This window comes from Hyphomicrobium denitrificans 1NES1, assembly GCF_000230975.2.
Lineage (GTDB): Bacteria > Pseudomonadota > Alphaproteobacteria > Rhizobiales > Hyphomicrobiaceae > Hyphomicrobium_B > Hyphomicrobium_B denitrificans_A.
On sequence record NC_021172.1, the window covers coordinates 1,731,692 to 1,756,867 of the forward strand.

The window sequence follows — 25,176 nt, forward strand, 5'->3', positions numbered from 1 at the left end:
ATGGCGAGGTGAAGACCGATATGACAATTGTCGCCGGTTACGATGTCGGTGGCGCGCACTTGAAGGTTGCGCGGATTGAGAACGGGCGGCTCGCCGCAGTGCGTCAGATCGCATGTCCGCTATGGCACGGCCTCGATCAACTCGATGCCGCGTTGGCTTCCGCCGCGCCGATTGTCGGCGGCGCCGCAATCCATGCGATCACGATGACCGCCGAGCTGACCGAGATTTTCGCGAGTCGCGAAGAGGGCGTCGTCGCGCTGCTCGAAAGATTGCGCCAGCGGATCGCCGGCGATCTCAGAATATTCGTCGGCCTCAAAGGCTTCACGGACGTGCAAGCGGCGCGTGGCGATCCCTTGTCGGTCGCTTCGGCAAACTTTCTTGCGACCGCGCGTCTCGTCGCAGAACGGCAGCCCCGCGCAGTGCTGATCGATTTCGGCTCGACGACGACCGACATCGTTGCATGCGACCGGCCACAGGGTTTAAGCGACGCCGAACGCCTGCAAACGGGCGAGCTTGTCTATACCGGGCTGACGCGGACGGCCGTTCCATCTGTCGCTACGCGTGCGCCGCTTGCAGGGCAGTGGCAGGGTTTGGCGCGCGACACCTTCGCGACAATGGGGGATGTCCGGCGCATTCTCGGCGAACTCCCGGAGGATGTCGATTTCCACGCGACGGCCGATGGGCGGGGCAAGTCCCTATCCGAAAGTCTTGCACGCTTCGCGCGCGGCTTCGGGCGCGATGCCGATATGCGCCATCTGACGACATGGCAGGCCTCTGCCGCCTATGTCGCGGAACGCCAAATGCGGTCGATCCATGACGGCGTGCTGCAGGTCCTATCACGGCCCGGCATCGTGGCCGAGGCCGTTGTCGTCGCCGGCATCGGCGCATCGACCGCAGAGCGAATTGCGTCACGGATGAATTTGCGCGCGTCCGATTTCGGAACTCTCATCGACGCGCCGGATGAACATCGATTATGGGCGACGCGCTGCGCGCCTGCTGTCTCCGTCGCGCTGCTGCAAGCGAAGCGATAGCCTGGAACGAATTCGGCCGCAGCATTGACCCCGCGGCCGGCAGAATTCGTCAGGCTATGTCGATTAGCCCCGCTCGCGTTCCAGCCGCACGATGTCAAACGTGCCGGCTTCGAGCTTCAGATCATACTGATGGCCGTTCTCGCGGCGTGCATCTTCGATCTTCCAGTAGCCGTGATCCCATTTGATGTAACGCCAGGAAACAAATCCCATGCGATGCAGGCGGTCGGTGACGACAGCCGGATCGTCCCGCACCTCGTCATGGCCCGCGAGAACCGGCGCCGACATCGCGAACGCCACGGCGGCGACAGCGAATGCCCGGCGCGCAAAGCGAGAGACTTCAATCATCGAACTCTACCTTCTTTTGGAAAAGCTAGTCGGGATGGCATACCGACAACCGCTGCAGTGCAGCATGGTTCCATTGTCATGACGGCAAGTGAAGCGTGAAACAATGGCCCATCGGTACACTTGCAATCATTCGACACCCTTAAGTTGCGACGCCAGATGATGCGTCTCAAAGCCCATGGCTCGTTTCAATTCCCGATATTGCCGCTTCGCGCGGTCGGAATTGACGTTCGCTGATTTTGTCGCCGCGATAAGAATATTTTTTGCTGTATGCTCGGTCGACACGAATTCGATGACCTTAACCTTATATCCCGACGCTTCGAGCAAAAGCGCGCGTGCTGCATCTGTAACGAGATCAGCCTGACGCTGCTTGAACAGCGGATATTTGATGACCCCGGCAAAACCCTCGCTCGTATCCTTGATCTGCGGCGCCAGCTCGTGCTGACAGCAGGGAGCCGCAAGAATCATTTGCGCATCGGCCGCGATGCCGAGCGCCATGGCGTCATCAGTCGCCGTATCGCAGGCATGAAGCGCAATGACGATGTCGGTGTGCGTCGTGCGCCTCTGCTGTGCCTCGGCGGCCTCGAAAGCAAGACCTGAGAAATGCAACGCGCGTGCAAGCTCGTTGCAAAGTTTCACGAGATCGCCACGCACCTCGATTCCGGTCATGACGCACGTTCGCCCGAGCGTTGTCGTCAGATGATCATAAAGTGCAAACGTCAGATAGCCCTTGCCAGATCCGATATCGAGGATGGACAGCGGCTCGTCTGCGTCGCTCTGATCTATATCTTTCAACAGTCCGTCGAAGATTTCGATGAAGCGACAAATCTGGCGATACTTGCCCTGCATTGTCGGCTTGATACGTCCCTCTGCATCGGAAACCTGCAGCGCTTTGAGATAGGGACGGTCCGGCGGGACGAGATACGATTTGACGCGATCATGCGCAGCGGGCTCGGACGCCTTCAATGTCGGCTTGATGGACGTCAGCTGCGGCTCACGCTTCTTGCTGTAGGTCAGCGTCACGTCGCGGTCCGTCGAGAACAGCGTCGCGCTGAGATAGGTATCGCCGATCCTCAACTTGATATGATTGATGCCGTCGTTGATCGAAAACGTCTTGGTATCGTCCTTGCGTGCAAGGCGGGTGACGAGCTTCAAATGCGGAACGCCCTTCAAAGCGACGAGTGTCGCGACGGCCTTGCTCGGTTCGCCCTCGCCCCGAAATTTTCCGAGCGTCAGCTTGATGAAGGTTTTGGCATCGAGCGCCGCTGCGAGCGCCGCTATGAAGGCGGCTTTCTTGTCATCCTTGCGTGTCATGGGGCGTCAGCAGACTTATCGAAACGAGCCTGCCGCCAGGCGTTGATTTTTTCCATCAGCCATCCCCAGGCTTCTTCCTCGCGCGAGCCGGCGGTCTTCGAAATTGCGATTTCGAGATACTTCAATTCGCTTTCGATTTTTTCAGGCGGCAGCATGTTGAGCCGCGTCGTCAGCACCGCCAACTCGAGCACCGCTGCCTGCGCGCGATTGAACCCCTCCCAAGGCTTGTGCGTCTGCCGGTGTACGATGGTGCACGCAAAGCGCGGCCGCTGCTCGTCTTCGAAGAACCGCTCGACCTTCATCTCCCAGTGCGAAACGCAATCGGCAAGGCGATGACCTTTGACCTTCTTCGTCGCTTCGAGCGGCCAAAGCTTGCGCCCCGTGACGCCGCCCGCAAAAACACGCACGTCGTCGGTATGGCTCGCCACGGCGAATGGATGAACTCTCAAATTCTCGAGAGTCCGTGACGGCTTGAACGGCGCAATGATCCAGTGCGACCCGTCCTCGATCAGCCCGAGCGGCGCAATGTAGGGTTCGTCCGAAGCACTCACGGTGGTGACGATGGTCTCGACGATGCGCGGCATCAGCGCTCTCCTTCGCCTTCGAGGACGGCTCGGAGCCGAGCGTCACCCGAAGGACCGAAAATGGACCATGAAAGCCCGCCCCGCGCAACGATAGACGGCAGGATTGGATCAACGACCCCGCGACGGGCCAAGTCATCGAGATCGGCACCAGCCTCAATATCTACGGATTTGAGAAGCACGAGGCGCGCATCGAGAAGCTCCGCGAGCCGCGCCGCGAGGCTATCCGACGTCGCCGACCAGCTGGCAGGAACAGCGGTGTCACCCGAGATCATACGTAATGGTGCCCAGACCGGCACCTTACGGTTTCTTAGCGCATTCGAAATTTCGGCGAGCGATTGCGCGACTGTGAAACGTTCGCCCTGCTGCGCGACGACCAATTCGGCCATTTGGTGCATCGCAAGCATTGCCAGCCGATGCGCGACGGCGTCGCTGAATCTCATCCTGGGTTGCAATGCCCGAATGCTGTCGGCGAAGGGGCCTCCGCCCGGTACGACGACGACAGGGATGCACGCGGTTGCGATCAGCGACAGGGCCAACGGCAGGCGGCCAGTTTCAGCGAGGCTGCCGCCAACCTTCACGACGAGCGGGAAAACACCCCTCGCCACACTCTCAGCCACGGCCGAACTCGCGCGCCGCTTCCCGTGTCGCAGGACGAATAATCTCGACGCCGCGCAGAGGACCGCGTTCCAGCTTTTCGAGCATCACGCGCACGGCGACGATGCGCTTGTCCGAAAGGACGTTCGCGGCGATGCGTTCGGCAAACGTCTCGACGAGATTGATATGGCCGCCGCGTGCCAGCTCCACGATGAAGTCGATGATGTCGGCGTAGGACGGAACATCCGCCATATCGTCGTCGACAGTGAAAACATCCCGTGCGAGCCGCGCTTCGACCGTGAAACGCACGCGTTGGGTAACGCCCTGCTCCTCTGCATAGACGCCAACATTGCAATCGACAACGAAGTCACGCACGAAAATGCTGTCGCCGATCTGGCGGGATTTGAGAGTCGCTCTCCTGAGCTTCGCGGATTTGTCGTCGTGCGCGGGCTTCGTCGTTTTTTTCTTATTGTTCATGCCACGGACTTCTCCGGTGCAGGCTCGATGTTCTGTGCGCGGCCGATTTCGAGCCGAATGGCGGCGACGCGTGTCGGGTCGAGCTTGCTCGACCGACCCGTCTCGCAAAGCGCACCGCGGAAGCCCAGCACGTCCGGACCGAGGCTCGCAAGGCCCGCGATGTCTTCCATTCTGAGCGACCCGGCAAGACCGCACATCAGATTGGAATTCCGTGCCGACGACACGAACTTTGAAAGCCCTCCGGCAGGCAGCATCGTGGTCAAGCGACCGCCCGACTTGTCCGCCGTATCAAGCATCACGCCGGCAAAACCGTGCGCCGCGAGATATGGAATAAGCTCGTAATCCGGGGCCTGATCCGCCATCAGCACCGCAACGAGACGCACCTTCTGATGCTTCACCCGCCCCAGCGCAGCGATCGCGGGACGCGCATCACCGTCGCCGAAAAATCCGATCTTGACGATATCGACTCCTGTCCGCGCCATCGCGGATGCAGCCTCGACCAGCGCGCCGGACTCCGGAGGCAAGTCCCCGACCGTCGCGCTCACCAACAGTCGGCCAGCCACGCGCGCGGCGACCTCGCGGACAACCGCGTGCGGCAGCGCCCCCAGCGCACCGGCCGACGGATCTTTGCAATCGATCACATCGGCGCCGCCTGCGAGTGCCAAACTCGCCTCATCGGCGCTCGTCACGCTCGCCAGAAAGGCGGGACGCCGCCGTGTCAAACCGTCGATCATTCCATCGTCCGAGATAAATAAGCCGCGGATCCGCGGGATCAGGTGGCGAAGATGCGGATTTGCTCTTGGAGCACCGCAGCCCGGTCGTGGCGCTGAGCTTCTGTCAGGTTCACGACCGCATCCTGGGCAACACTCGCCTGTCCCGGCGCCAGGCGCAAGATGCGGGTCCCGAGTTGTATTGCCTCGGACCGGTCGTGCGTCACGAAAATCACGGTTGTCGGCTGCCGGTGCCACAGCTCCATCAACAATTCCCTGAGGCTTGCCGCCGTAGGATCATCAAGCGAAACAAAGGGCTCGTCCATCAACAAGATCTGAGGTTCGAGGATGAACCCCCGTGCCAGCGCCGCACGCCGCTGCATGCCGAGCGACAACATCTCGGGGTAAGCGTTCTGCGCCTGACCCAGCCCGACGCGCTCCAGCATCGCCGGGATTTGCGCGTGACGAGGATCTCCGTTCGGGAGAGCGAGGGCGATATTTTCGTAAAGCGTGCGCCAGGGCAGAAGCCGGGGCGTCTGGAAAATGAACGTTACGCCGTCTTTCGCGGGGCCGAGATCAATCGATCCTTCGTAATCCTTGTCGAGCCCGGCGATGATGTTGAGCAACGTCGACTTTCCGCAGCCCGACGGACCGGTGATAACCAGAAACGAGCGCGGCGCCACCTCGAATTCGATATCCTGAAGCACGAGCTGTGCTTCGCGGTCTCCAACCGCCGGAAAGATCTTGCGCTTGACCGCGACGCGGATCGTCCCGTTTGTGTTTCGTCCGTTCAGCGGCGCCATGCACTCACCCGGGCTTGCAGCGGCTGCAGCACCGCGAATTCGATGACTTGCACGATCAGGATGAAGGCCAGCGCATAGGCCAGTATCGTGCCGACGTCAAATTCCTGGAACGCGATCGCGAGACGATAGCCGACACCGTTCGAGCGGCCGAAAGCTTCGACGACGAGCACGATCTTCCAGACGAGCGATAGGCCCGACCGGGCTGCAGCGGCAAAGAACGGTGCGAGCTGTGGTAGTGTCACGTGCCGAAGCGTCTTCCAGTTCCCGAACTTGTACATGATCGCCATCTCGGCAAGATCTTTCGAGAGGCTGCGCGCGCCCTCGCGCATGTTGACGGCGACGTTTGGGATCTTGTTCAGCGCCACGGCGATGATCGCGGCGGTATCCGTCAGCCCGAACCAGATGTAGCAGAGCGTGATGGTGACGAGCGCCGGCAGGTTCAGGAACAACGTCAGCCAGGCATCAAAAAACTTGTCCGCCGTTTTATACTTGCCGAGCGCCAGCCCGATCGCCGTTCCGATGAACATCGAAAAAACGAAGGCGATGGCGACACGCACCAGCGTCGCGGACGTATGCTTCCAGAGCTCGCCGCTTCTCGCCTCCCTGAGCATGACGTCGAAAACGGCGAGCGGCGTCGGGAGATATTTGTTCTGAAGAACGTCGGCAAGGACTTGCCAGAAAAGGCCGAAAACCAAGAGCGATCCCGCCATCCAGGCGAACCGCTCTATCGTCGAATTGAAGCCGAAGGCGCGCGCCGGCCTAGGAATGGAAGAGGTTCTGGTCGAAACGGGTGCCATCGCCAACGAGTTCCGCGTCTCCGAGTTCAATGAGAAGGTTCGTCAGCTTCTCCGCCGCCGACGTCTCGGCCGGTCCCCACGCTCCAGTAATTCCCGACCGGTAGTAGTCTCTGATCGCCACGAGTTCGGCGTCCGAGGCCGGCCTGATCAGCGGCCGCAGTCGTTCCCATGCTGCATCGGACTTTGCAAGTACCGCATTCGCGTCGGCAACCGCACTCAAAAGAATGTCAACGGGAATGCCCTTGTCCGCGACCGCTTTCTCCGACCAGATGAACCCAACGAGCGCAGGGGTCGGGCTGACGCCCAGGCCTTTGACGACATTCGACATCGAGAGAATTTCCCGGGCGCCTTCCGCGTGGAGACGCGCCGCGTAAGTCCAGAAGTTCAAGACAGCATCAAGCCGCCCGCTTTTAAATTCGGCAGTGACGAGCGGCGCCGCGCCGAAAACCGGATCGGCGACGTTCGCAATGTCTTTGCCGATGACCTTGCGCGAATAAGCTCTGAGCAAGATCCAGCTCTTGTCGATGCCCGTTCCCGCAACCCCGATCTTCTTGCCGACAAGATCGGCAAAGGATTTGACTGGGCTGTTCTTCGGCACCATCAGGCTGCCGAGCGCGGCCGAATACGGAGCAAATTTGAGGTCATCGCCCTTGGCGCGCTGACGCAACGCCCAGGTCCAATCGCTGACGATGACGTCGGCGCTGCCCGAGAGAAGCGCAATCGGCGCCGCAGGATTGTTGGCAACTTCAACGACTTCGAGATCGAGCCCGTGCTTCTTGTCGATGCCCTCGGCGCGAATAGTTTCGATCAGCCAGCTCACCGACCCGAACTTGACAGACGTCAGCCGTACGGGTGGCGCGGCGCTCGCGATACCCGGCCATATTGCCGTCGTAGTTAGCGCAACCCCGGCAGCAAGCGCTTGCCGGCGAGTGAAATTGATCATTTCTCTTTGGCCTCGGCGTTGAAACGGTTCTTCCAAAGATATCGGACGCCCCGCAGCCACATATCGTCTGTGTTGCCGCTGATTGCGGCCGACATGGTTTTCGTTAGCTTCCCCGTCGCCGTGTCGCGCACGATGATCTGCAGATTGAGCGAGGCGCTCGAAAGCTTATCGACGTAGCCGGTGACGGCGATGTCGGCGCCTGCGTCTTTGGCAATCGGAGCTTCGCAGCCGTCGCATTTGTAGAATGGCGATGCCGCCTCGATCTCCTTGGCTCGCGACGAGAGATCGACGACTTGGTATCTGCCATCCTTCTGCATTAAGGACTTCAGCTCGTCCGCTACGAGTTGCAGCCGCCTCATATCCTCCGGATCATTTTGCGGAAACATCTCGCCGTCCTGCTGTGCGTCGTGGAAGTCAAACGGGAAAACGGCGGCCTTCGTATTGGCCGCAGCCGGGGTAACCATCAGCACGGCCAAAAAAGCGAATAGAAAACGCTGCATCATGGGCGGTTCGGTCCATTTCGATTGGGAGCATGAGCTCGGGGTGGATCATTGCGCTCGGCCGAAGCGCGCCAGATTAGTAGGTGCTCGTTACCCCCACTTCATTGCAAGAGGTTCATCAGGACTTTAGCAAAGATGCCGGTAACAAACGCGCGAGCCCGAAGGCTCTGTCTTGACAAGCTGATGATACGCCCCCTTTTACAGTAATACAGTAACATTGGAAGCGATTAGCGGCCGGCTCCGCGATTGCCTATTCCGAAGACAAACTGGAGTTGGATCATTGGCATCCCCAACAGCCTGCTCTGCCGCGCAATCGCATTCCTGGAAGGCCGCTTTCTCGAGCGTTCTCGCCGGATGTGCCCTGGTCGCCTGCCCAGCATTCGCGGAGGATACTGCGCCGCAAACGATGCCAACCGCAGAGTCTCCGACACCCACAACGCAATCCAGCACGACCGACGCGAGTAAGAAAAAGATTACGATTTCGATCCTCTACGTCAAACAGGACCGGCAGGACGAGGAACTGCCCCTGTCCATGCTCGATCTCCCGTCAGCCGACGACGGCATCGCAGGCGCCAAGCTCGGAATAGCCGACGACAACACCACCGGACGCTTCCTCAACCAGACGTTCAAGCTCGACGTGCTTAACGGCAATGCCGACGACTTGATCAAGGGCGCGACAGAAAAAATAGGCGCGGGTGACAGCTTCATCATCGCGGATATGGAACCCGATGCTCTACTGAAGCTTTCCGACGCCCTGAAGGACAAGCACGCGCTGATCTTCAATGTCGGCAATCCCGACGACAGGCTTCGGGAAGAGGATTGCCGCGCCAACGTCCTCCATATTGCGCCAACGCGGTCCATGCTGGCCGACGCCCTGGCGCAATATCTCGTCTGGAAGCGATGGCCGAATTGGCTCCTCATTTACGGCCCGACTCCGGAAGATAAACTGCTGGCGGATGCCTATCGCCGCTCTGCCAAGAAATTCGGCGGCAAGATCGTTCAGGAGCTTGAGTTCAAGCAAAATACCGGAAGCCGCCGCGCCGATGGCGGCTATGAGCAGATCCAGCAGCAGATCCCGTCGTTTCTACAAAATGCAAAGGACCACGACGTCGTCATCGTCGCTGACGAGAAGCGTCTTTTTGCCGATTACTTTCCGTTCCGGACTTGGGTCCCTCGGCCCATCGCAGGCTCTGCAGGGCTGACGGCTTCGAGCTGGCATCCCGCGCTTGAGTTCTGGGGCGGCACGCAGTTCCAGCACCGCTTCCGCAAGCTGAACAGCCGCATGATGCGAGACATCGACTACGATGCGTGGGTCGCGACACGGGTCGTCGGAGAAGCCGCAACCCGCAAACATGCCGGTGACTTCGATACCTTGCGCGACTTGATCAAGTCTCCAGGCTTCGAAGTTGCAGCATTTAAAGGCGTGGCGACGAGCTTCAGAAGTTGGAACGGACAGCTGCGCGAGCCGCTTATCATTGGGACGCCGAAGCTCCCGGTCAGCGTTTCTCCGCAGCCCGGATTCCTGCATCAAACGAGCGTTCTCGATACGCTGGGGTACGACAAGCCGGAGACCAAGTGCAAAGCCTATACGCAATGATGTCGATGCCTGGAACCGGCGAGCGACGGCAAGCCCCCAAACATATCCATTTCATCCGGAGACGAGCGATGTCGCGATCTTCAGCGATTCTTACTGCGTTTTTGTCGGCGGCCGCCATCACATCGACCGCAAGCACGGCTAACGCGTACACCGCTTACGTCACCAACGAGAAGGACAACACCGTCAGCGTCATCGACACCGACAAGCTCGAGGTCATCAAGACGGTAAAAGTCGGCCAGCGGCCGCGCGGCATCGTCATGTCCAATGACGGCAAATGGATCATCATCTGCACCAGCGACGACAACGACGTGAAGATCTACGACGCGAAGACGCTCGAATACGTCAAGTCGCTTCCCTCGGGTCCCGACCCCGAGCTCCTGACGCTGCATCCCGACGGCAGGCGTCTCTATATCGCCAATGAGGACGACAACCTCGTCACCGTCGTCGATATCAATACCTCGAAAGTCATCACCGAAATTCCCGTGGGCGTCGAGCCGGAAGGCATGGGCATGAGCCCTGACGGCAAAGTGCTCGTCAACACGTCGGAAACGACGAACATGGCGCACTTCATCGACACCACGAAGCACGAGACGTTCGATAACGTTCTCGTCGACAGCCGGCCGCGCGTCGCGATGTTCAATTCGGCGCAAACCCAGCTCTGGGTATCATCCGAGGTCGGTGGCACCGTGACGGTGATCAATCCTGCCGACCGCAAGATCATCGGCAAAATCAGCTTCGATATTCCGGGTATCACAAAAGAGGCGATCCAGCCGGTCGGCATTCGCATCACGAAAGACGACAAGATCGCGTTTGTCGCGCTCGGACCGGCGAACCGCGTCGCCGTCATCGACACCGCCACTCTCAAAGTTTTGAAATACATTCTCGTAGGCCAGCGCGTCTGGCAGATGTATTTCACGCCGGACGGGAAGGAGCTGCTCACGACCAACGGCGCCTCGAACGATGTGACCGTGATCGACGTTGCCAATCAGAAGGCGATCAAATCGATCAAGGTCGGCCGTTATCCCTGGGGCGTCGTCGTTTCGCCCAATTGAATGATCGGCGTCTGAGGCCTCAAAGCGGATTGTGGAAGCAATGACGACGATAGCGACAGACCCGAAATTGGCTACGGCCGAAACCGGCCGGACTCCGGCTCTCGTCGTCAACGGCGTCAGCCACAGTTTCGGCGACAAGAAAGTGTTGGACGACGTCTCACTGACCGTCGACCAGGGTGCGTTCGTGATGCTCCTGGGCCTGAACGGCGCGGGGAAGTCGACATTGTTCTCGCTCGTCACGCGCCTTTACGACAACGTCAGCGGCGAGATCGAAATCTGCGGGTATGACGTGCGCCGCAAGCCGTCGTCGGCCTTGCAGCGCTTGGGCGTCGTCTTTCAAAGCCGCACGCTCGATATCGACCTTACCCTGACGCAGAACCTCAAATACCATGCTGCGCTGCACGGGTTTTCCCGTCGCGAGGCAACCGCGCGGGCGCGCCTCGCGCTCGAACTTGTCGGCCTCGCCGATCGCGGCAATGAAAAAGTCCGAGCCCTTTCCGGCGGCCAGCTTCGCCGCGTCGAGATCGCGCGCTCGATGATGCATCGCCCCGATCTGCTTTTATTGGACGAGCCGACCGTCGGCCTCGACCTCGGCTCCCGCGAGGGCGTGATCAAGATCGTCCGCGATCTGGTCGCCAAGGAGCGCCTTGGCGTCTTATGGGCGACGCATCTGATGGATGAGGTTCTCCGAACCGATCAGGTCATCATACTTCACAAGGGCGTCGTCCTCTTCAACGGCGGCGTACCACAGCTTCTTTCGCAGACCGGCACGACCAGCGTGCGCGAAGCGTTTCGCGCCGTCACCGGAACCAAGGCGCCGATCGAGGAGGCAGCCTGATGTCGACGGCATTCTCGAGCGCGACCTCGGCGACCCTCGCCGAATCCGATCATGCCGCCCGCCGCCGGCTTGGTATCGGCGGATATATGGCGTGCTTCAGGGGCATCGTCTGGCGCGAAATCCTGCGCTACCTGCACCAGCGCGAGCGGTTTCTCTCAGCGCTCGTCAGGCCGCTGATCTGGCTTTTCATTTTCGCGGCGGGATTTCGCCAGACGCTCGGCGTGTCGATTATTCCGCCTTACGAAACATACGTGCTCTACGAGGAATTCATTGCACCCGGCCTGATCGCGATGATCCTCTTGTTCAACGCGATGCAGTCCTCGCTGTCGATGGTCTATGACCGCGAAACGGGCACGATGCGAACGCTGCTCGTCAGCCCGTTCCCGCGTTCCTTCCTTCTGCTGTCGAAGCTTCTCGGCGGCGTATCGGTTGCCTTGCTGCAATCGTTCGCCTTCGTGTTCGTCGCGTACTGGTGGGGCATCCAGCCACCACCGATCGCAGAAGTGAAACTTTTCACCTTCTTCGATCCGCCGAGCTGGGCAGGCGACGCGATTCCAAAGATGACCGATCCGATCATCCAGACACTCTTTTCCGTCCCGGGATTTATCCAACCTTTCCTCGGCTACATCACCGTGATACCGGCGATCATCCTCGCAGGGCTGATGCTCGGCGCGCTGGCGCTCTTCATTTCCTCGGTCATCAAGCAACTCGAAAACTTTGCGGGCGTGATGAACTTTGTCATCTTCCCGATGTTCTTCGCGTCGTCGGCTCTTTACCCACTCTGGCGCATCCGCGAGGCGAGCCCGCTTCTTTACGAAATCTGCCGTCTCAATCCGTTCACTTACGCAGTTGAATTGGTTCGCTTCGCGCTGTACGGACAGGTCGACACGATTTCCCTCGCGGTCGTCGTTGGCTGTACCGTGGTGTTCCTCGCCGCGGCGGTATTTGCCTATAATCCCTCGAAAGGCCTGATTGCCCGCCGAGGCGGGCCGGGCGGCCCAGCATGATGAGGTGCGATATGATCACAAGCTCCGTTTCCCGCCTGTTTGGCTGGACCATTTCCGGCATTGCGGCAATGGCAACCATCGCGCTTATCGCAACCCCAACCTTCGCAGAAGATGCAAAACCCGAAGCCAAAAAGGACGAGTGGCCGTGCATCTATCGCAAGGTGCCGGAACTCTCGGCCGCGATGATCTGGGATGGACCGCAGATCACCGATACCACGAGCTGGCACAAGGACGACGCGATCCGGAAGCTTTCGCGGTACGTGATTTCCCGGCGTGTGAAGATGGACGACGTTGAAGCCGCGATCAAGAAATACGCCGCGGGCCTTCCGGCCGATCAGCACGACGCCAAGCTGACCGAGCTTTTCTCTGCCGTACTGACGCGCACGAATGAAGACCGCAAGACCGTCATGAAGGGTATCGAAAAGTTCCACGAGCGTCAGGTCGAGCGCTCGAAAGCGATCGAAAAGGAAGCCCTCGAGCTTCAGCCGCAAGAACAAGCCGAGGCGGAAGATCCAACGGCCGAAGCCGGCGTCGCCGGCAAGGAGTCCGATGCTGAAGAGAAATACAAATGGGAAGTCCGCGCCTTCCAAGAAAAGCAGGCCAACATTCCGATTGCTTGCGAGATCCCGCAGCTCATCGATGAACGCGCTGGCGATGTTGCTCGCGCGATCCGCGCCGAGATGAAGAGCTGAGCTCACGCAAGGCTCGCAAAGCGGCTCCAGAATTCTCTAAATCAAGCGCTCCGACCATTCCGGGCGGAGCGAAAAAAATCTTTACGCATCCTTAGCCTTAACGCGTCCTTAACCAAGGTTGACATACCCTCAACGTATTCGATCCTCGAACCACTCTCCGGTCCCCGCGATCGACAATGCAAGTGATGTGTCGTCTTCCCTGTTTCGCGTTTTGTGAGGTTGACAGATGCAATACGAACTTGTTTCGCGTGCCCTTGCCTACGTTTCCTGCCTCTCGACAATAAGCCTGTTCATGACGTCGATGGCGATCGCCGCCGTCAACGTTGGGAAAGTCCCGCCTTTGCTCTTCTGTCCGACTCACACCTGCGCCGCCGGTGTCGTCGTGGCAGATAACGCGCAATTCGGCGGCCTCTCCAGTCAGTCTCAAGTCGACCGTCTGGCGATCAAGCTCTGGTCTGCAAAAATCTAAGGAAATACTCCCGCCGGTCGACGCGACTTACCTTTATCGCTGCGACTGTCGCCCGACTGGCGAGGGCGATGAGCACCAAGGCATTCGTAGCGCTGCGAATGCCCGCTGAATGCAAGAAACATCTGAGAGAAGCCGCATGGCCGAGCGCCCGCGGCGATGAACAATCGGAGCGCGAGACTTAAGTCTGGCTCGCGCTCTTCTGCTTTTTTACGACCCGGTCGATTGCCTGAAGCTCCGAGATAAGCGCCGCGAAATCTTTGAGCGGAACCATATTGGGCCCATCCGACGGTGCGTGGTCGGGGTCCTGATGCGTCTCGATGAAAAGGCCCGCGACACCCGCCGCGACCGCCGCCCGCGCCAGCACAGGCACGAAGCGTCTATCGCCGCCCGACGATGTTCCCTGTCCGCCCGGTTGCTGCACCGCGTGCGTCGCGTCGAAAATGACCGGCGCGCCGGTCTCCGCCATTTGTGGCAGCGCCCGCATATCGACAACCAGTGTATTGTAGCCGAAGCTAGACCCGCGTTCGGTGACAAGCACGTTCGGGTTGCCTGACCCGGTCACCTTCGCGACGACGTTCTTCATGTCCCAGGGCGCGAGAAACTGACCCTTCTTGATCTTGACGACACGGCCAGTCTTGGCTGCGGCCACGAGCAGGTCAGTCTGCCGGCACAGGAACGCCGGAATCTGCAAAATGTCGGCGACTTCCGCCACAGGCGCGCACTGGGCGACCTCATGCACGTCGGTCACGACGGGCAATCCGAAACGCTCACGGATTTCGGCAAATATTGGCAGTGCCGCATCGAGACCGATGCCGCGCCGGCCGGTTAGCGAGGTCCGGTTCGCCTTGTCGAACGACGACTTGTAGACGAGACCTATTCCGAGCGCCTTGGCCGCTTCGCCCAATGCCGCCGCCATCTCCAGGGCGTGCCCACGGCTCTCCATCTGACACGGCCCGGCGAGCACCGAAATCGGAGCATCGTTGGCGAAAAGCACGTTTCCGGCGCGAACCTGCGCGGCGGGCTTCAGCGTTTCATGGTGAGTCATGCGAGCGTTATAGCGGCGGCCTCAGCGCACGGCGAGCCCCGCCCGCATGTCTACCCAGTAAAAACAAAAACAGCGGCCAAAAGGCCGCCGTTTCAAGAACCTAAGGGCTCGCATTCGTTAGATAAGGTCGATCTCGGCCGGCAGGTAGCTCGTGACCTCGAGACCAACTTCCTGCTCGCGAACTGCCGGTTTCGTCCAGACTTTCATAGTGTGTCCTCCTCGGTATTCGACAGGTTGTTCCTGTTGGAAATTTACTTAATGAGGTAAGCACTAAAACACCAATCTCTTTTCTCTAACGGCGTCCAAACTTTTCGTGATCACGAAAACGCGAACTGTTATAGCATTTCATATACTTATACCGTCCAAGCTCAAACGAACCAGCACATCCTCCGGATATGCGCTACGCCGCAGAACGATGGTCCCCTGCTCCGTCCTCGGCAAAATTCTCGAATTCTGCTCTTGGCCTCCCAAATGGCTCACAATCTAATGGCGAATCCAGATGCAACCGCGCGGCGCATAATGACAAAACGCGACGGAAATTGTGCCCTTCTCGCCCCATCCGGCGCCGTCGCCGGTGCCTGATTGTGCGATGCCGTAGGTCATGCCTGCTTCGCTGTGCTATAAAATACTTGCAAGCCGCGACTCGGGAGGCGGCATTCAACAAAAGGGAATGGGGACTAGCATGCTTGAACAATACCCTTGGGTAGAACCTGTACTGATAGGCGCCGTGATCGTGTTCATTCTCGATCTGATCGGCAACATGATTTCATTCTCCAACCGCTTCTTGAACGCACTGGCGACGGCGATCGTGTTCGCAATCGTGTTCGGTGGTTTGCTCTACTCGGGCGCGCTGCGGCTCGACGTCAAGACCGTCACGGCACCGGCCGAGACGACCGCGCCTGCCACCGCTCCCGCGGCGCCCGCCACGACAACGCCATAGCGCCACCGGCACGACAGATTGGAGTGAAATCCCGGCCTCATCAGCCGGGATTTTTTGTTGGCTCATTTCGACATCGAAATGCCGCGGCTCACTTGAATAGCCGGACGGCATCCTCCGCGAGCACGCCGCCGGTTATATCGATAGATGCGAACGGCGCTTTCGCCGCGATATCCTCGGCGGTCAGCATGATCTGGCCGATCTTGGTCGCGAGCTGAGCGATCGAGGCAGCAAAGACGACCCGTCCGATGCCGCACCAGATGATCGCGCCCATGCACATGCAGCAAGGCTCGCCCGATGTGTAGAGCGTCGTGCCCTTGAGTGCCTCAGGTCCGTGTTGTCTGAGGAAAGCGCGAATGGCGACCATCTCGCCATGCGCTGTCGGATCGCGCTCGGCATGCGTGCGGTTATGGCCTTGCGCCAGCACCTCGCCATCCTTGACGATCACAGAGCCGAACGGGAAGTCAGCCTTCGCCGCTTCGTCGATAGCAAGCTGCATGAAGCGCGCATCATCCGGCAGCACCGGAGCCGACCGCGCACGGACTTCCTGTCCTGCCGTCAAGGCAACCGCAACAAGCGCAGTTCCACCTTTGAGCAAAGTTCGTCGATGCATGGATGATTTCCCAAAGACCGAAGCAGAATGGCGGCAAAAAAATGCGCGCGCCTCGGCCTAACGTCGAGGGCCAATCCGCAGCCACGCGAGTCTTAGGCGTTGAAAAGATCAACCAACGCCTCACCGAGGGACCAGGGTCCCTCGGATTGCCGTCCTAGACGAGTCGGCTCTGCTCCACGGCCGCAGCAATGAAGCTCGCAAACAGCGGATGCGGCTCGAACGGACGCGATTTAAGTTCGGGATGGTATTGGACGCCGATGAACCACGGATGATCCGGGTATTCGACGGTTTCCGGCAGTAATCCGTCAGGAGAGAGACCTGCGAACCGCAGACCCGCCCGCTCGAGCGCCTCGCGATAGCGCATGTTGACCTCGTAGCGGTGACGGTGGCGCTCCGAGATGCCCGTCGCGCCGTAGACCTTGGCGATGCGGCTCCCGGGCTGAAGCTCCGCTGCGTAAGCACCGAGGCGCATCGTGCCGCCGAGTTCTCCGCCCTGGCGACGCTGCTCGAGTTCGTTGCCGCGCATCCATTCCGTCATCATCGCGATGACGGGTTCCGCCGTTTCTCCAAATTCCGTCGAGCTTGCGTCGTGGATCTTGGCAAGGTTGCGCGCCGCTTCGAGGCACGCCATCTGCATGCCGAAGCAGATACCGAAATAAGGAACGCCACGCTCGCGCGCGAATTTCGCCGCCAGCACTTTGCCCTCGGAGCCGCGCTCGCCGAATCCACCCGGCACGAGAATGCCATTGACGCCTTCAAGGTAAGGCGCCGGATCTTCGCGCTCGAAAATCTCGCTTTCGATCCATTCGAGGTTGACCTTGACGCGGTTCGCAATGCCGCCGTGAACGAGCGCCTCATTGAGCGATTTATAAGCGTCCTTGAGGCCGGTGTACTTACCGACGATGGCGATCGTGACTTCGCCCTCCGGCTGCGCGATGCTGCGCGAGATCGTCTCCCAGCGGACGAGATCCGGCTTCGGCGCGCCCGTGATGCCGAATGCGGCAAGCACCTCGCGGTCGAGCCCTTCCCGGTGATAGGCAAGCGGCACGTCGTAGATCGATGCAACGTCGAGCGCCTGAATGACGGCCTCGGGGCGGACGTTGCAGAACAGCGCGATCTTTTTGCGCTCGCCGACCGGGATGTCACGATCGGAACGGCAGAGAAGAATGTCGGGCTGGATGCCGATCGATCGCAGCTCCTTGACCGAATGCTGCGTCGGCTTCGTCTTGAGCTCGCCCGCCGACGGAATAAACGGCATTAGCGTCAAATGAATGAAAACAGAGGCTCCGCGCGGCAGCTCGTTGCCGAGCTGGCGGATCGCCTCGAAGAACGGCAAGCCTTCGATGTCGCCGACCGTGCCGCCGATCTCCACGAGCACGAAATCTACGTCCTCGTTGCCCGACAGCACGAAGCTCTTGATGGCGTCGGTAACGTGCGGAATGACCTGCACGGTACCGCCAAGGAAATCGCCGCGGCGCTCCTTCGCGAGAATGTCCTGGTAGATGCGCCCCGTCGTGACGTTGTCCGACTTTTTCGCCGGAACGCCCGTGAACCGCTCATAGTGGCCGAGGTCGAGGTCCGTCTCGGCACCGTCGTCGGTGACGAAAACCTCCCCATGCTGATACGGGCTCATCGTGCCCGGATCGACATTCAAGTATGGATCAAGCTTCTTGAGCCGAACCGAGTAACCACGCGCCTGAAGAAGCGCGCCAAGGGCGGCCGATGCGAGACCTTTTCCAAGGGAGGAGACCACGCCGCCGGTGATGAAGATATACCGTTGCATGGGCCTTGGTTCTCGCACAGCCACCCCCGGATTCGGAAGCGGCTTTTTTGCACCTTCACCAACCGAAAAGGTCGCAATCCCGGGCTCTTGCCCTGCCGGGTTGCGTTGCAGCTACCTGCGGCAGTACTGCGCGACCTCCTGGGCGGCCGCCGCCTGCACCTCTGGCGGCACAGTTTCGGATTGAAGCTCGGCTTTCAGCGCGTTCGCCGTCTCGCCCGTCTGGCGGGTCCCCGCGTCTTGCCCGTTGGGCTCGTACGTGACGTCAATTGCGACGACCCGGTAGTCGAGCGGCTTGACGTTGATCTGACCGTCCTTGTTGGCAATTTTTGTCTTGCCGCACGTAATGGCCGTTTGCGCCGAGGTCGCCTTGAAGGACTTCGCGTGCCGCTCGTCGCCGTATTCGGCAGCCCGCGCGAGCGCGATTTTTTCAAGCCGCGTCGCGGGCGTTCCGGGAGAACCGGCGGCGGTTACGTGAAGACTTCCGTCGGCATTGGCCGAGACGCTATATCCGTTGGGCGAAAAGAGACTCGCGGGCTGATAAGCGGCGACCGAAGATGTCGAGAGGTCTCCGAGATTTGCACTGCATCCGCAAAGCAGCGCCGCTGCTGCATTCGCGATCAAGAAGTTTGGCCAAGCGGATCTGATTCCCGCTTCAGACCGAAATGCATTCCGCGCGCGATCCGCCATGACCTCTCCCCCCCGTTACCCACGATTAATTACAGGGAAGGCAGCCGAGGTCTATCGGCCTTCGCATTATCAAAGGCCACTATGTACAGAGATATGCGCGGAGTGCCTTATTGGTTCTGCGGAACCGCTGGTCCTGACGGCGGCTGCAGCTTGTCGAGGATACCGCCGCGACCAGCCGGAGCACTTTCACCCGGCGTGGCCGGACCTGCCGCCGGCGCTCCAGCCGGACGGGCAGTATCGAATACGGAGCCCGCGCTCCCCGAATGCCGCGCCAGCAATGTCAGGGCAATGCTGGTGAGGAAGAACGCCGCCGCCAAAGCAGCCGTCGTGCGCGTCAGCAGGTTGGCCGTACCGCGCCCCGTCAAAAAACCGCCGCCACCGCCGCCGCTGCCGCCGATGCCCAGCGCGCCGCCTTCAGACTTCTGAAGCAGCACTACCCCGACCAGCGCCGCGGAAATCATAAGGTGAATGACGAGCAGAACGGTGGCCATCGTGTTCTCGAATCCAACAATTTAGCGTTGTCGTGCCGGGACAGTCCGCCCGCGACGCGGGCCGCTATACACCAGCCGGCCGGTTCCGGCCAGCCCCGGGCTCCTTAAAATCAGGGCGCCGAATGTGGCACCACCACGGTCTCGCCGAACCCAAACGCCGGCAGAGCAGGCCCGTTATCCGTCGAAAATCCCGACGATTGAGCCGTCGAACCGGCCCCTTCCGCGACCGAAGGTTGCGGTGCAGGCGGAGCCCGCAGACTCGACGTCGTCGTTTTTTTGGGCTGTTCAAGGCTCCCCGACTTCGGATCTCCGGCTTTTGTCTTCTTGTGGGTAGACTTAGCCGGCGCCTTTTTCGTCTTCACGGCCGGATTAGCGCCAGGTTTGGCGGGATCCTTGACGAGCGGCACCGTCGGATCGGCATCGGAATTGATCTCGATGCGTGCCGCCGCTTCACTCGCTTTTGCGGCATCAACCGAGAGCTTGGCGTCGCGGCAGCCAAATTGAACCTGCTCATCGAGCTCGATGTAATGCTGGACCTCGCGCAGCCTATCTGCCGACAAGTTGGCTTTTGCCCACTGAGGCCCCTTGCTCATATCGTTGAGGATGCCCGATTGGCGGAATTTCGTTTCTTCCGCACGCAGTTGCGCACAGGTTTCGCTGTCGAGCTTCGGTTTTGTCGCGTGCGCTGCGACCGGAGCAAGACAAACGACCAAGACCAGGCCATAAAAGCGTGCGGACAGCATCATCGGCCCTCATAAGCCCGAAGTATGGCCAGAAAATCACTTGCTTTCAAACTCGCCCCGCCGACGAGAGCACCGTTGACGTTTGGAATCGCCATCAGTGCGGCGGCATTATCCGGTTTGACCGAGCCACCGTAAAGAACGCGCATTTTCGTCCCTTCGACACCCACAGATTCGCTGAGATCGCGCCTGATTGCGGCATGCACGGCCTCGATATCCCCAGGTGTTGGCGTCAGGCCCGTGCCGATCGCCCAGACAGGCTCGTACGCAATGACGGTATTCGCGGCCGTAGCTCCCGCGGGCAGCGAACTCTGGAGTTGCCGCGACACAACGTTTAGCGTCGCCCCGGCCGCGCGCTCGCCCTGCGTTTCACCGATACAGACAACGGCGACAAGCCCGGCCCGATGCGCGGCGGCGGTCTTTGCCTTGACTTCGGCGCTCGTCTCGCCGTGATCGGCCCGGCGCTCGGAATGCCCAAGAATGACGGCCGTTGCGCCAGCATCCTTAAGCATCTCCGCCGCGATGTCGCCGGTATGGGCTCCCGAAGGCCTCGCGTGACAATCTTGGGCACCGATCCGCAACAGAGACCCCGCAGCGGCCGCTGCAAACGATGCAATGAGGGTCGCGGGCGGCGCAATCATCACGTCGGCATTTATCGTGGCCAATGGCCCGGTAAGCGCATCCCGAACCGACACAGCCTCCCCCAAGCTGTCCTTGAGGCCATTCATCTTCCAATTCCCGGCCACGAGCGGCCGGATATGGTGTCCTTGCCCTGCCATACTGTCCCTTTTTTAATGTTGGACCTGCCGTTTTCCTCGCAGCCTTCTCCCGATCGGCATTCGGGCTCCTCTGCCCTTGCAATCTGCGACAGCCTGCGCTTCATATCATGCCGATCCGCCCCGTCACGTGGGGTCGTCCGCCACGAAGCCGTTTGACCCTACGCTCTCCCGCGCGGCAGCGTCACGCTTCCATCAACGGGAATTTCTAGTTCCATGCTCGACGCAATGAGACGCGGCGCCCAAACACCGGTCGCCAAGCTGCTGTTCGCAATACTCTGTGTAAGCTTCGGTATCTGGGGCGTGGCCGACGTGTTTCGCGGCTGGGGGCGCGGCTCGGTTGCCAAGGTCGGCAGCACGGACATTACCGCGGAAGAATTTCGCCGCTCCTATCAGGACGAGCTCGATCGTATTTCGCGCCAGTCAAAGCAGCGCCTGAGCGCCGAGCAGGGCCACACCTTCGGACTCGATCGTCAGGTTCTTGCTCAGATGATCGCCGGGGCCGCGATTGAAGCGCATGCCGACCAGTTGGGCCTGGCAATCTCCGACAAAACGCTCGCCGAAGGGATTCAGTCCGACCCGAATTTCCAAACGGACGGCAAATTCAACAGGCAGGGCTTCGAAGGTCTGTTGCAACAGATCGGTCTTACCGAGCAGGGCTTCCTACAGCTTCGCCGCAAGGATGAACTGAGGGGCGCGATCGTCGGCGCCCTTCTCAAAAGCCAGATCGTCCCGAAGCCGCTCTTCGATCTGATGCATGCGTACAATCAGGAAAAGCGCGTCCTCGAGTGGATCAAGATCGACCCCGAGGCGGTTACCGTCGCGGAGCCTGACGAGGCGGCCCTCAAGAAGCGCTATGAGGACAATAAAGCCAAGTACATGACACCGGAATACCGCAAGGTTCAGGTGCTGATGCTGACGGCGGATGATCTCAAGAAAAACATCGACATCAGCGACGATGAGATCGCCAAGGCCTATGACGACAACAAGGATAGCTACAACACTCCCGAGCAGCGGCGTGTGCAGCAAATCGCGTTCAAGGATAAGGCGACGGCCGAGGCGGCGCTTAAAGCTCTGCGCGACGGCACGAAGAGTTTCGCCGATGTCGCGAAGGAAGCGGGTGCCAAGGACACCGACGTCGATCTCGGCCTCATTACCAAAAAGGCGCTGATCGATCCGAAAGTCGCCGACGTCGCGTTCTCGCTCGAGAAAGACAAGTATTCCGATGTCATCGAGGGACGTTTCGCGACGGTGATCGTGCGCGTCACGCAGATCGAGCCCGGGACCACGCACACGCTCGCAGACGTCAAGGACCAGGTACGAGAGAAGCTTGCGACCGACAAAGCCCACGGCGATCTGCAGAGCAAACGCGACGATGTCGAGGATGCCCGTCTGGCCGGCAAGACGCTCAAGGAAATCGCCGATCAGTTAAAGCTCAGCTTCAAGGAGATCCCGGCGACCGACGCGACTGGCCTCGGACCCGATGGCAAACCCGTCATGGAAACTCCCGATGTTCGCAAAATAGCGGCCCGTGCGTTTGCTCCCGACACCAGCGACGATTCTGCAATCGAGCTCTCGAATGACGGTTACGCGTGGGTGAACGTCTTGTCGACGGACGCGCCGAAACAGAAAACCTATGATGAGGTCAAGGACGAGGTGAAGAAGGACTACATGTCTTCCGAGCATCACCGCCTGATCGACGAGCTTGCAAAAAAGATGGCCGACAAGGTCAACGCCGGCGAGGCTATGACCTCTCTCGAAACTGAAGCCAAAAACAAGGTCGAAAAGACGGAGCCGATCACACGCAAGACGATTCCCCAGAGCATCACCCAGTCGATGGTGACACAGGCATTTGGGCTGCCGAAAGGAAAGGCAGGACATGGCCCGTCGAGCGATAACACGGCCGAAATCGTATTCCGCGTCGCCGACATCATTTCCGCTGCCGCACCGTCGTTGACGGAAACCGATGAGCTGACGCGCCAGCTTCAGGAAGAACTCGCCAATCAATCGCTGACCGAATACACCGAAGCATTGAAAAAACGCTACGGCGCATCGGTCAATCAGGTCGAGTTCAACTCGGCTGTCGGCGTCAGCCAAGAGTAGGAGAGGTGACCGTATTGTCGTCAGCGCCGTCGCCGAACGACGCAAGGTCCGTGTCCGGCGCCGAAGTTTTTCCAAGCCGCAGCGATTTTGCGAGAGCTTACGAAAACGACACCGCGCAGGTCGTCTGGACGCGCCTCGTCGCCGATCTCGAAACGCCGGTTTCGGCGTATTTGAAGCTTTGCGATCGCCGCCCGATGAGCTTTCTGCTGGAATCGATCGAGGGCGGATCGGCGCGCGGACGCTACTCCGTCATCGGTTTCTCGCCCGATCTCGTCTGGCATGCCGACGGCAGCACGGCCAGCATCAACCGGACGCCGATGACCGACCCGGCCGCGTTCGTCCGCGATGATCAGCCGACCCTGCAATCGCTGCGCCGGCTGCTCGCGGAGAGCACCATCGCGCTGCCCGAGGCGCTGCCGCCGATGGCGGCCGGCATCTTCGGCTACATGGGCTATGACACCGTCCGTCTGATCGAGCAGCTACCCGAGATGACACCCGACGCACTCGGTGTCCCCGATGCGATCCTCATCCGTCCGACATTGATGCTGATCTTCGACAACGTGAAGGACGAGATGACGCTCGTGACGCCGGCTCGCCCAGCCCCCGGCGTCTCGGCCGACGACGCTTACGCCAGCGCCATCGCGCGTCTGCAGGCTGCAATCGAAAGCCTCGACGTGCCGCTGCAGCATGGATCGTCCGTGGCCGCCGCAACGGCAACGCTCCCAGAGCCGCAGTCGAACACGTCTGCCCCTGAGTACATGGCGATGGTCGCGAAGGCGAAGGAGTACATCAAGGCTGGAGACATCTTCCAGGTCGTGCTCTCGCAACGCTTCTCGGCACCGTTCGCACTACCGTCATTTGCGCTCTACCGAGCGCTTAGACGACTCAATCCGTCGCCGTTCCTGTTCCATCTCGATTTCGGCTCGTTCCAGCTCGTCGGCTCGTCGCCTGAAATTCTCGTGCGCGTCCGCGATGGTGTCGTCACGATCCGCCCGATCGCCGGCACGGCCCGGCGCGGCGCCAACGAAGCCGAGGACAAGGCGCTGGCCACGGCACTCCTCGCCGACCCGAAGGAACGCTCGGAACATCTGATGCTGCTTGACCTTGGCCGCAACGACGTCGGCCGCGTCGCGACGCCTGGCACCGTCACGGTGACCGATCAATTCGTCATCGAACGCTATAGCCACGTCATGCACATCGTCTCGAACGTCATCGGGACGCTGGACGGAGAAAATCACGACGCGATCGATGCACTGATGGGCGGCTTTCCGGCTGGCACCGTATCCGGAGCGCCGAAAGTCCGCGCCATGGAAATCATTGCCGAGCTTGAGAAGGCTAAGCGCGGGCCCTACGCCGGATGCGTCGGATATTTTTCGGCCGGCGGCGAGATGGACACCTGCATCGTGCTCAGAACCGCCATCCTGAAGGACGGCATGATCCATGTGCAATCGGGCGCAGGCATCGTTCACGACAGCATTCCCGAGAACGAGCAGCAGGAATGCATCAATAAGGCGAAAGCGATCGTGAGGGCTGCAGAAGAGGCCGTACGCTTTGCATCGAAGGGAACTGTGACGCCCGGCTCAGGCGGCAATGGCGGTGCATTCGGCTGAATTGCAGAGCCTCCATTCTCCACTCCATGGCCGAGTTCGACCCGGCTATCCAGAGCGCGCGTGGAGCTTCAGAATATGTGACCCTGGATGGCCGCCTCAGGGGCGGCCACGACTGAATTGCAAACAGGTACGATCATCTCGTAGGCACGCTTTTTCGCATTCAGGTCTTCTTAGGCTGCAGCTGTTGTTGTCTCCGCCACCGCTTCGCCCACGCGCGCCGCCATGGCGACCACCGCGGTCGCCATATCAAGCTGACGACGCTGTGCCAGACGGCATAGAGCATAAACCAGAACAGCACGCGGACCGGCACAACCCCCAGCGCAAAAATCCAGCGTTGCACACGCTTCGATGCCGCAGATCCATATTTTCGCGTTCGCACCCGAACCCAGGCGCGCACCTTCTCCTGTCCGAGCATGCGCTCGGCGATGCGCAGTGCAACGAACGCTATGACGACAAGAGGAAGCACAAGCCACAGCAAGATCCAAAGAACTTGCGTGACGATCCAGAGGATGATGCTGGCCAGAACCCCAATGAGCCAGAGGAAAGGTGCGAGCACGTAGTCCATCCGTCACGAGCCTTTCATTGCGGCGGTGCGAACTTTGCCCTACCGCTTAACGGCACCGGCGGCGTGCTATAGACTT

29 protein-coding genes are annotated in these 25,176 nt (G+C 60.3%); 10 read left to right on the plus strand and 19 right to left on the minus strand.

What is annotated here, in order from left to right; translation table 11 throughout:
- Positions 1–20 precede the first annotated feature (20 nt).
- A complete protein-coding gene (locus tag HYPDE_RS08235) occupies positions 21–1,031 on the plus strand; it encodes a hydantoinase/oxoprolinase family protein (RefSeq protein ID WP_041321025.1) in 1,011 nt (336 codons plus the stop codon).
- A gap of 63 nt (positions 1,032–1,094) precedes the next feature.
- Here HYPDE_RS08235 and HYPDE_RS08240 read toward each other — a convergent pair whose 3' ends face one another.
- The 10 genes from HYPDE_RS08240 to HYPDE_RS08285 form a co-directional block, all read right to left on the minus strand.
- On the minus strand, positions 1,095–1,376 hold the full coding sequence (locus tag HYPDE_RS08240; protein ID WP_015597964.1) for a PepSY domain-containing protein: 282 nt from the start codon (positions 1,374–1,376) through the stop codon (positions 1,095–1,097).
- A gap of 126 nt (positions 1,377–1,502) precedes the next feature.
- Positions 1,503–2,687 carry a class I SAM-dependent methyltransferase gene (locus HYPDE_RS08245; protein ID WP_015597965.1) on the minus strand — a complete coding sequence of 395 codons (1,185 nt, stop codon included), beginning with the start codon at positions 2,685–2,687 and terminating at the stop codon, positions 1,503–1,505.
- Complete coding sequence (locus tag HYPDE_RS08250) at positions 2,684–3,271, minus strand: DUF447 domain-containing protein (protein WP_015597966.1); 588 nt, start codon at positions 3,269–3,271, stop codon at positions 2,684–2,686. Before HYPDE_RS08250 ends, HYPDE_RS08245 begins: the two co-directional genes overlap by 4 nt.
- Positions 3,271–3,888, minus strand: coding sequence for a uridylate kinase (locus HYPDE_RS08255; protein ID WP_015597967.1), 618 nt, complete (start codon positions 3,886–3,888; stop codon positions 3,271–3,273). The genes HYPDE_RS08250 and HYPDE_RS08255 overlap by 1 nt, the downstream gene beginning before the upstream one ends.
- Positions 3,881–4,342: a dihydroneopterin aldolase gene (locus tag HYPDE_RS08260; RefSeq protein WP_015597968.1), complete on the minus strand. Its 462-nt coding sequence runs from the start codon at positions 4,340–4,342 to the stop codon at positions 3,881–3,883. Before HYPDE_RS08260 ends, HYPDE_RS08255 begins: the two co-directional genes overlap by 8 nt.
- Positions 4,339–5,076: a (5-formylfuran-3-yl)methyl phosphate synthase gene (locus tag HYPDE_RS08265; RefSeq protein ID WP_015597969.1), complete on the minus strand. Its 738-nt coding sequence runs from the start codon at positions 5,074–5,076 to the stop codon at positions 4,339–4,341. The genes HYPDE_RS08260 and HYPDE_RS08265 overlap by 4 nt, the downstream gene beginning before the upstream one ends.
- 38 nt (positions 5,077–5,114) lie before the next feature.
- A complete protein-coding gene (locus tag HYPDE_RS08270) occupies positions 5,115–5,855 on the minus strand; it encodes an ABC transporter ATP-binding protein (RefSeq protein WP_015597970.1) in 741 nt (246 codons plus the stop codon).
- Positions 5,843–6,652 carry an ABC transporter permease gene (locus tag HYPDE_RS08275; protein ID WP_015597971.1) on the minus strand — a complete coding sequence of 270 codons (810 nt, stop codon included), beginning with the start codon at positions 6,650–6,652 and terminating at the stop codon, positions 5,843–5,845. The genes HYPDE_RS08270 and HYPDE_RS08275 overlap by 13 nt, the downstream gene beginning before the upstream one ends.
- The gene (locus tag HYPDE_RS08280; protein WP_015597972.1) at positions 6,615–7,595 is read right to left on the minus strand and encodes an ABC transporter substrate-binding protein; all 981 of its coding nucleotides are present in this window, start codon (positions 7,593–7,595) and stop codon (positions 6,615–6,617) included. Before HYPDE_RS08280 ends, HYPDE_RS08275 begins: the two co-directional genes overlap by 38 nt.
- Positions 7,592–8,098 carry a DUF3280 domain-containing protein gene (locus tag HYPDE_RS08285; protein WP_015597973.1) on the minus strand — a complete coding sequence of 169 codons (507 nt, stop codon included), beginning with the start codon at positions 8,096–8,098 and terminating at the stop codon, positions 7,592–7,594. Before HYPDE_RS08285 ends, HYPDE_RS08280 begins: the two co-directional genes overlap by 4 nt.
- A gap of 277 nt (positions 8,099–8,375) precedes the next feature.
- Between HYPDE_RS08285 and HYPDE_RS08290 the strand changes: the two genes are divergently transcribed.
- From HYPDE_RS08290 to HYPDE_RS08315, 6 genes are all read left to right on the plus strand, one after another.
- On the plus strand, positions 8,376–9,692 hold the full coding sequence (locus HYPDE_RS08290; RefSeq protein WP_015597974.1) for an ABC transporter substrate-binding protein: 1,317 nt from the start codon (positions 8,376–8,378) through the stop codon (positions 9,690–9,692).
- 68 nt (positions 9,693–9,760) lie between these two features.
- On the plus strand, positions 9,761–10,744 hold the full coding sequence (locus HYPDE_RS08295) for a PQQ-dependent catabolism-associated beta-propeller protein (RefSeq protein ID WP_041320205.1): 984 nt from the start codon (positions 9,761–9,763) through the stop codon (positions 10,742–10,744).
- 40 nt (positions 10,745–10,784) lie between these two features.
- Positions 10,785–11,582, plus strand: coding sequence for an ABC transporter ATP-binding protein (locus HYPDE_RS08300; RefSeq protein ID WP_051112063.1), 798 nt, complete (start codon positions 10,785–10,787; stop codon positions 11,580–11,582).
- An 86-nt stretch (positions 11,583–11,668) separates the two neighbouring features.
- The gene (locus HYPDE_RS08305; RefSeq protein WP_051112064.1) at positions 11,669–12,589 is read left to right on the plus strand and encodes an ABC transporter permease; all 921 of its coding nucleotides are present in this window, start codon (positions 11,669–11,671) and stop codon (positions 12,587–12,589) included.
- An 11-nt stretch (positions 12,590–12,600) separates the two neighbouring features.
- On the plus strand, positions 12,601–13,281 hold the full coding sequence (locus HYPDE_RS08310) for a hypothetical protein (RefSeq protein WP_041321033.1): 681 nt from the start codon (positions 12,601–12,603) through the stop codon (positions 13,279–13,281).
- 226 nt (positions 13,282–13,507) lie between these two features.
- Positions 13,508–13,750: a hypothetical protein gene (locus HYPDE_RS08315; protein WP_015597979.1), complete on the plus strand. Its 243-nt coding sequence runs from the start codon at positions 13,508–13,510 to the stop codon at positions 13,748–13,750.
- Positions 13,751–13,928: 178 nt separating this feature from the next.
- On the opposite strand, the gene kdsA is transcribed toward HYPDE_RS08315, so the two are convergent.
- Positions 13,929–14,795 carry a 3-deoxy-8-phosphooctulonate synthase gene (gene kdsA / locus HYPDE_RS08320; RefSeq protein ID WP_015597980.1) on the minus strand — a complete coding sequence of 289 codons (867 nt, stop codon included), beginning with the start codon at positions 14,793–14,795 and terminating at the stop codon, positions 13,929–13,931.
- 117 nt (positions 14,796–14,912) lie between these two features.
- A complete protein-coding gene (gene pqqA / locus HYPDE_RS08325) occupies positions 14,913–15,002 on the minus strand; it encodes a pyrroloquinoline quinone precursor peptide PqqA (RefSeq protein ID WP_015597947.1) in 90 nt (29 codons plus the stop codon).
- 475 nt (positions 15,003–15,477) lie between these two features.
- Here pqqA and HYPDE_RS08330 point away from each other — a divergent pair, with 475 nt between their 5' ends.
- Positions 15,478–15,735, plus strand: a complete 258-nt coding sequence (locus HYPDE_RS08330; RefSeq protein ID WP_041321035.1) for a hypothetical protein — start codon at positions 15,478–15,480, stop codon at positions 15,733–15,735.
- An 88-nt stretch (positions 15,736–15,823) separates the two neighbouring features.
- On the opposite strand, the gene HYPDE_RS08335 is transcribed toward HYPDE_RS08330, so the two are convergent.
- From HYPDE_RS08335 to tpiA, 6 genes are all read right to left on the minus strand, one after another.
- Positions 15,824–16,345 carry a nucleoside deaminase gene (locus HYPDE_RS08335; RefSeq protein ID WP_081625103.1) on the minus strand — a complete coding sequence of 174 codons (522 nt, stop codon included), beginning with the start codon at positions 16,343–16,345 and terminating at the stop codon, positions 15,824–15,826.
- 154 nt (positions 16,346–16,499) lie between these two features.
- A complete protein-coding gene (locus HYPDE_RS08340) occupies positions 16,500–18,128 on the minus strand; it encodes a CTP synthase (protein WP_015597983.1) in 1,629 nt (542 codons plus the stop codon).
- Positions 18,129–18,239: 111 nt separating this feature from the next.
- Positions 18,240–18,815, minus strand: coding sequence for a hypothetical protein (locus HYPDE_RS08345; RefSeq protein ID WP_015597984.1), 576 nt, complete (start codon positions 18,813–18,815; stop codon positions 18,240–18,242).
- A gap of 107 nt (positions 18,816–18,922) precedes the next feature.
- Positions 18,923–19,306, minus strand: coding sequence for a preprotein translocase subunit SecG (gene secG / locus HYPDE_RS08350; protein ID WP_015597985.1), 384 nt, complete (start codon positions 19,304–19,306; stop codon positions 18,923–18,925).
- A 110-nt stretch (positions 19,307–19,416) separates the two neighbouring features.
- Positions 19,417–20,052, minus strand: a complete 636-nt coding sequence (locus HYPDE_RS08355) for a hypothetical protein (RefSeq protein ID WP_015597986.1) — start codon at positions 20,050–20,052, stop codon at positions 19,417–19,419.
- A complete protein-coding gene (gene tpiA, locus HYPDE_RS08360; protein WP_015597987.1) occupies positions 20,049–20,825 on the minus strand; it encodes a triose-phosphate isomerase in 777 nt (258 codons plus the stop codon). Before tpiA ends, HYPDE_RS08355 begins: the two co-directional genes overlap by 4 nt.
- A gap of 213 nt (positions 20,826–21,038) precedes the next feature.
- Between tpiA and HYPDE_RS08365 the strand changes: the two genes are divergently transcribed.
- Both HYPDE_RS08365 and trpE read left to right on the plus strand, forming a co-directional pair.
- Positions 21,039–22,925: a SurA N-terminal domain-containing protein gene (locus HYPDE_RS08365; protein ID WP_015597988.1), complete on the plus strand. Its 1,887-nt coding sequence runs from the start codon at positions 21,039–21,041 to the stop codon at positions 22,923–22,925.
- A gap of 14 nt (positions 22,926–22,939) precedes the next feature.
- Positions 22,940–24,535 (plus strand): anthranilate synthase component I, encoded by a 1,596-nt coding sequence (gene trpE / locus HYPDE_RS08370; protein ID WP_015597989.1) that lies wholly within the window; start codon positions 22,940–22,942, stop codon positions 24,533–24,535.
- A gap of 160 nt (positions 24,536–24,695) precedes the next feature.
- Here trpE and HYPDE_RS08375 read toward each other — a convergent pair whose 3' ends face one another.
- Complete coding sequence (locus tag HYPDE_RS08375; RefSeq protein ID WP_041320210.1) at positions 24,696–25,100, minus strand: hypothetical protein; 405 nt, start codon at positions 25,098–25,100, stop codon at positions 24,696–24,698.
- Positions 25,101–25,176: the final 76 nt, after the last annotated feature.

Coding starts and splice junctions, on each gene's coding strand:
- HYPDE_RS08235 (WP_041321025.1), top strand. CDS start 21: ATGACAATTGTCGCCGGTTACGATGTCGGTGGCGCGCACTTGAAGGTT.
- HYPDE_RS08240 (WP_015597964.1), bottom strand. CDS start 1,376: ATGATTGAAGTCTCTCGCTTTGCGCGCCGGGCATTCGCTGTCGCCGCC.
- HYPDE_RS08245 (WP_015597965.1), bottom strand. CDS start 2,687: ATGACACGCAAGGATGACAAGAAAGCCGCCTTCATAGCGGCGCTCGCA.
- HYPDE_RS08250 (WP_015597966.1), bottom strand. CDS start 3,271: ATGCCGCGCATCGTCGAGACCATCGTCACCACCGTGAGTGCTTCGGAC.
- HYPDE_RS08260 (WP_015597968.1), bottom strand. CDS start 4,342: ATGAACAATAAGAAAAAAACGACGAAGCCCGCGCACGACGACAAATCC.
- HYPDE_RS08265 (WP_015597969.1), bottom strand. CDS start 5,076: ATGATCGACGGTTTGACACGGCGGCGTCCCGCCTTTCTGGCGAGCGTG.
- HYPDE_RS08270 (WP_015597970.1), bottom strand. CDS start 5,855: ATGGCGCCGCTGAACGGACGAAACACAAACGGGACGATCCGCGTCGCG.
- HYPDE_RS08275 (WP_015597971.1), bottom strand. CDS start 6,652: ATGGCACCCGTTTCGACCAGAACCTCTTCCATTCCTAGGCCGGCGCGC.
- HYPDE_RS08280 (WP_015597972.1), bottom strand. CDS start 7,595: ATGATCAATTTCACTCGCCGGCAAGCGCTTGCTGCCGGGGTTGCGCTA.
- HYPDE_RS08285 (WP_015597973.1), bottom strand. CDS start 8,098: ATGATGCAGCGTTTTCTATTCGCTTTTTTGGCCGTGCTGATGGTTACC.
- HYPDE_RS08295 (WP_041320205.1), top strand. CDS start 9,761: ATGTCGCGATCTTCAGCGATTCTTACTGCGTTTTTGTCGGCGGCCGCC.
- HYPDE_RS08300 (WP_051112063.1), top strand. CDS start 10,785: ATGACGACGATAGCGACAGACCCGAAATTGGCTACGGCCGAAACCGGC.
- HYPDE_RS08305 (WP_051112064.1), top strand. CDS start 11,669: ATGGCGTGCTTCAGGGGCATCGTCTGGCGCGAAATCCTGCGCTACCTG.
- HYPDE_RS08310 (WP_041321033.1), top strand. CDS start 12,601: ATGATCACAAGCTCCGTTTCCCGCCTGTTTGGCTGGACCATTTCCGGC.
- HYPDE_RS08315 (WP_015597979.1), top strand. CDS start 13,508: ATGCAATACGAACTTGTTTCGCGTGCCCTTGCCTACGTTTCCTGCCTC.
- kdsA (WP_015597980.1), bottom strand. CDS start 14,795: ATGACTCACCATGAAACGCTGAAGCCCGCCGCGCAGGTTCGCGCCGGA.
- pqqA (WP_015597947.1), bottom strand. CDS start 15,002: ATGAAAGTCTGGACGAAACCGGCAGTTCGCGAGCAGGAAGTTGGTCTC.
- HYPDE_RS08330 (WP_041321035.1), top strand. CDS start 15,478: ATGCTTGAACAATACCCTTGGGTAGAACCTGTACTGATAGGCGCCGTG.
- HYPDE_RS08335 (WP_081625103.1), bottom strand. CDS start 16,345: ATGCATCGACGAACTTTGCTCAAAGGTGGAACTGCGCTTGTTGCGGTT.
- HYPDE_RS08340 (WP_015597983.1), bottom strand. CDS start 18,128: ATGCAACGGTATATCTTCATCACCGGCGGCGTGGTCTCCTCCCTTGGA.
- HYPDE_RS08345 (WP_015597984.1), bottom strand. CDS start 18,815: ATGGCGGATCGCGCGCGGAATGCATTTCGGTCTGAAGCGGGAATCAGA.
- secG (WP_015597985.1), bottom strand. CDS start 19,306: ATGGCCACCGTTCTGCTCGTCATTCACCTTATGATTTCCGCGGCGCTG.
- HYPDE_RS08355 (WP_015597986.1), bottom strand. CDS start 20,052: ATGATGCTGTCCGCACGCTTTTATGGCCTGGTCTTGGTCGTTTGTCTT.
- tpiA (WP_015597987.1), bottom strand. CDS start 20,825: ATGGCAGGGCAAGGACACCATATCCGGCCGCTCGTGGCCGGGAATTGG.
- HYPDE_RS08365 (WP_015597988.1), top strand. CDS start 21,039: ATGCTCGACGCAATGAGACGCGGCGCCCAAACACCGGTCGCCAAGCTG.
- HYPDE_RS08375 (WP_041320210.1), bottom strand. CDS start 25,100: ATGGACTACGTGCTCGCACCTTTCCTCTGGCTCATTGGGGTTCTGGCC.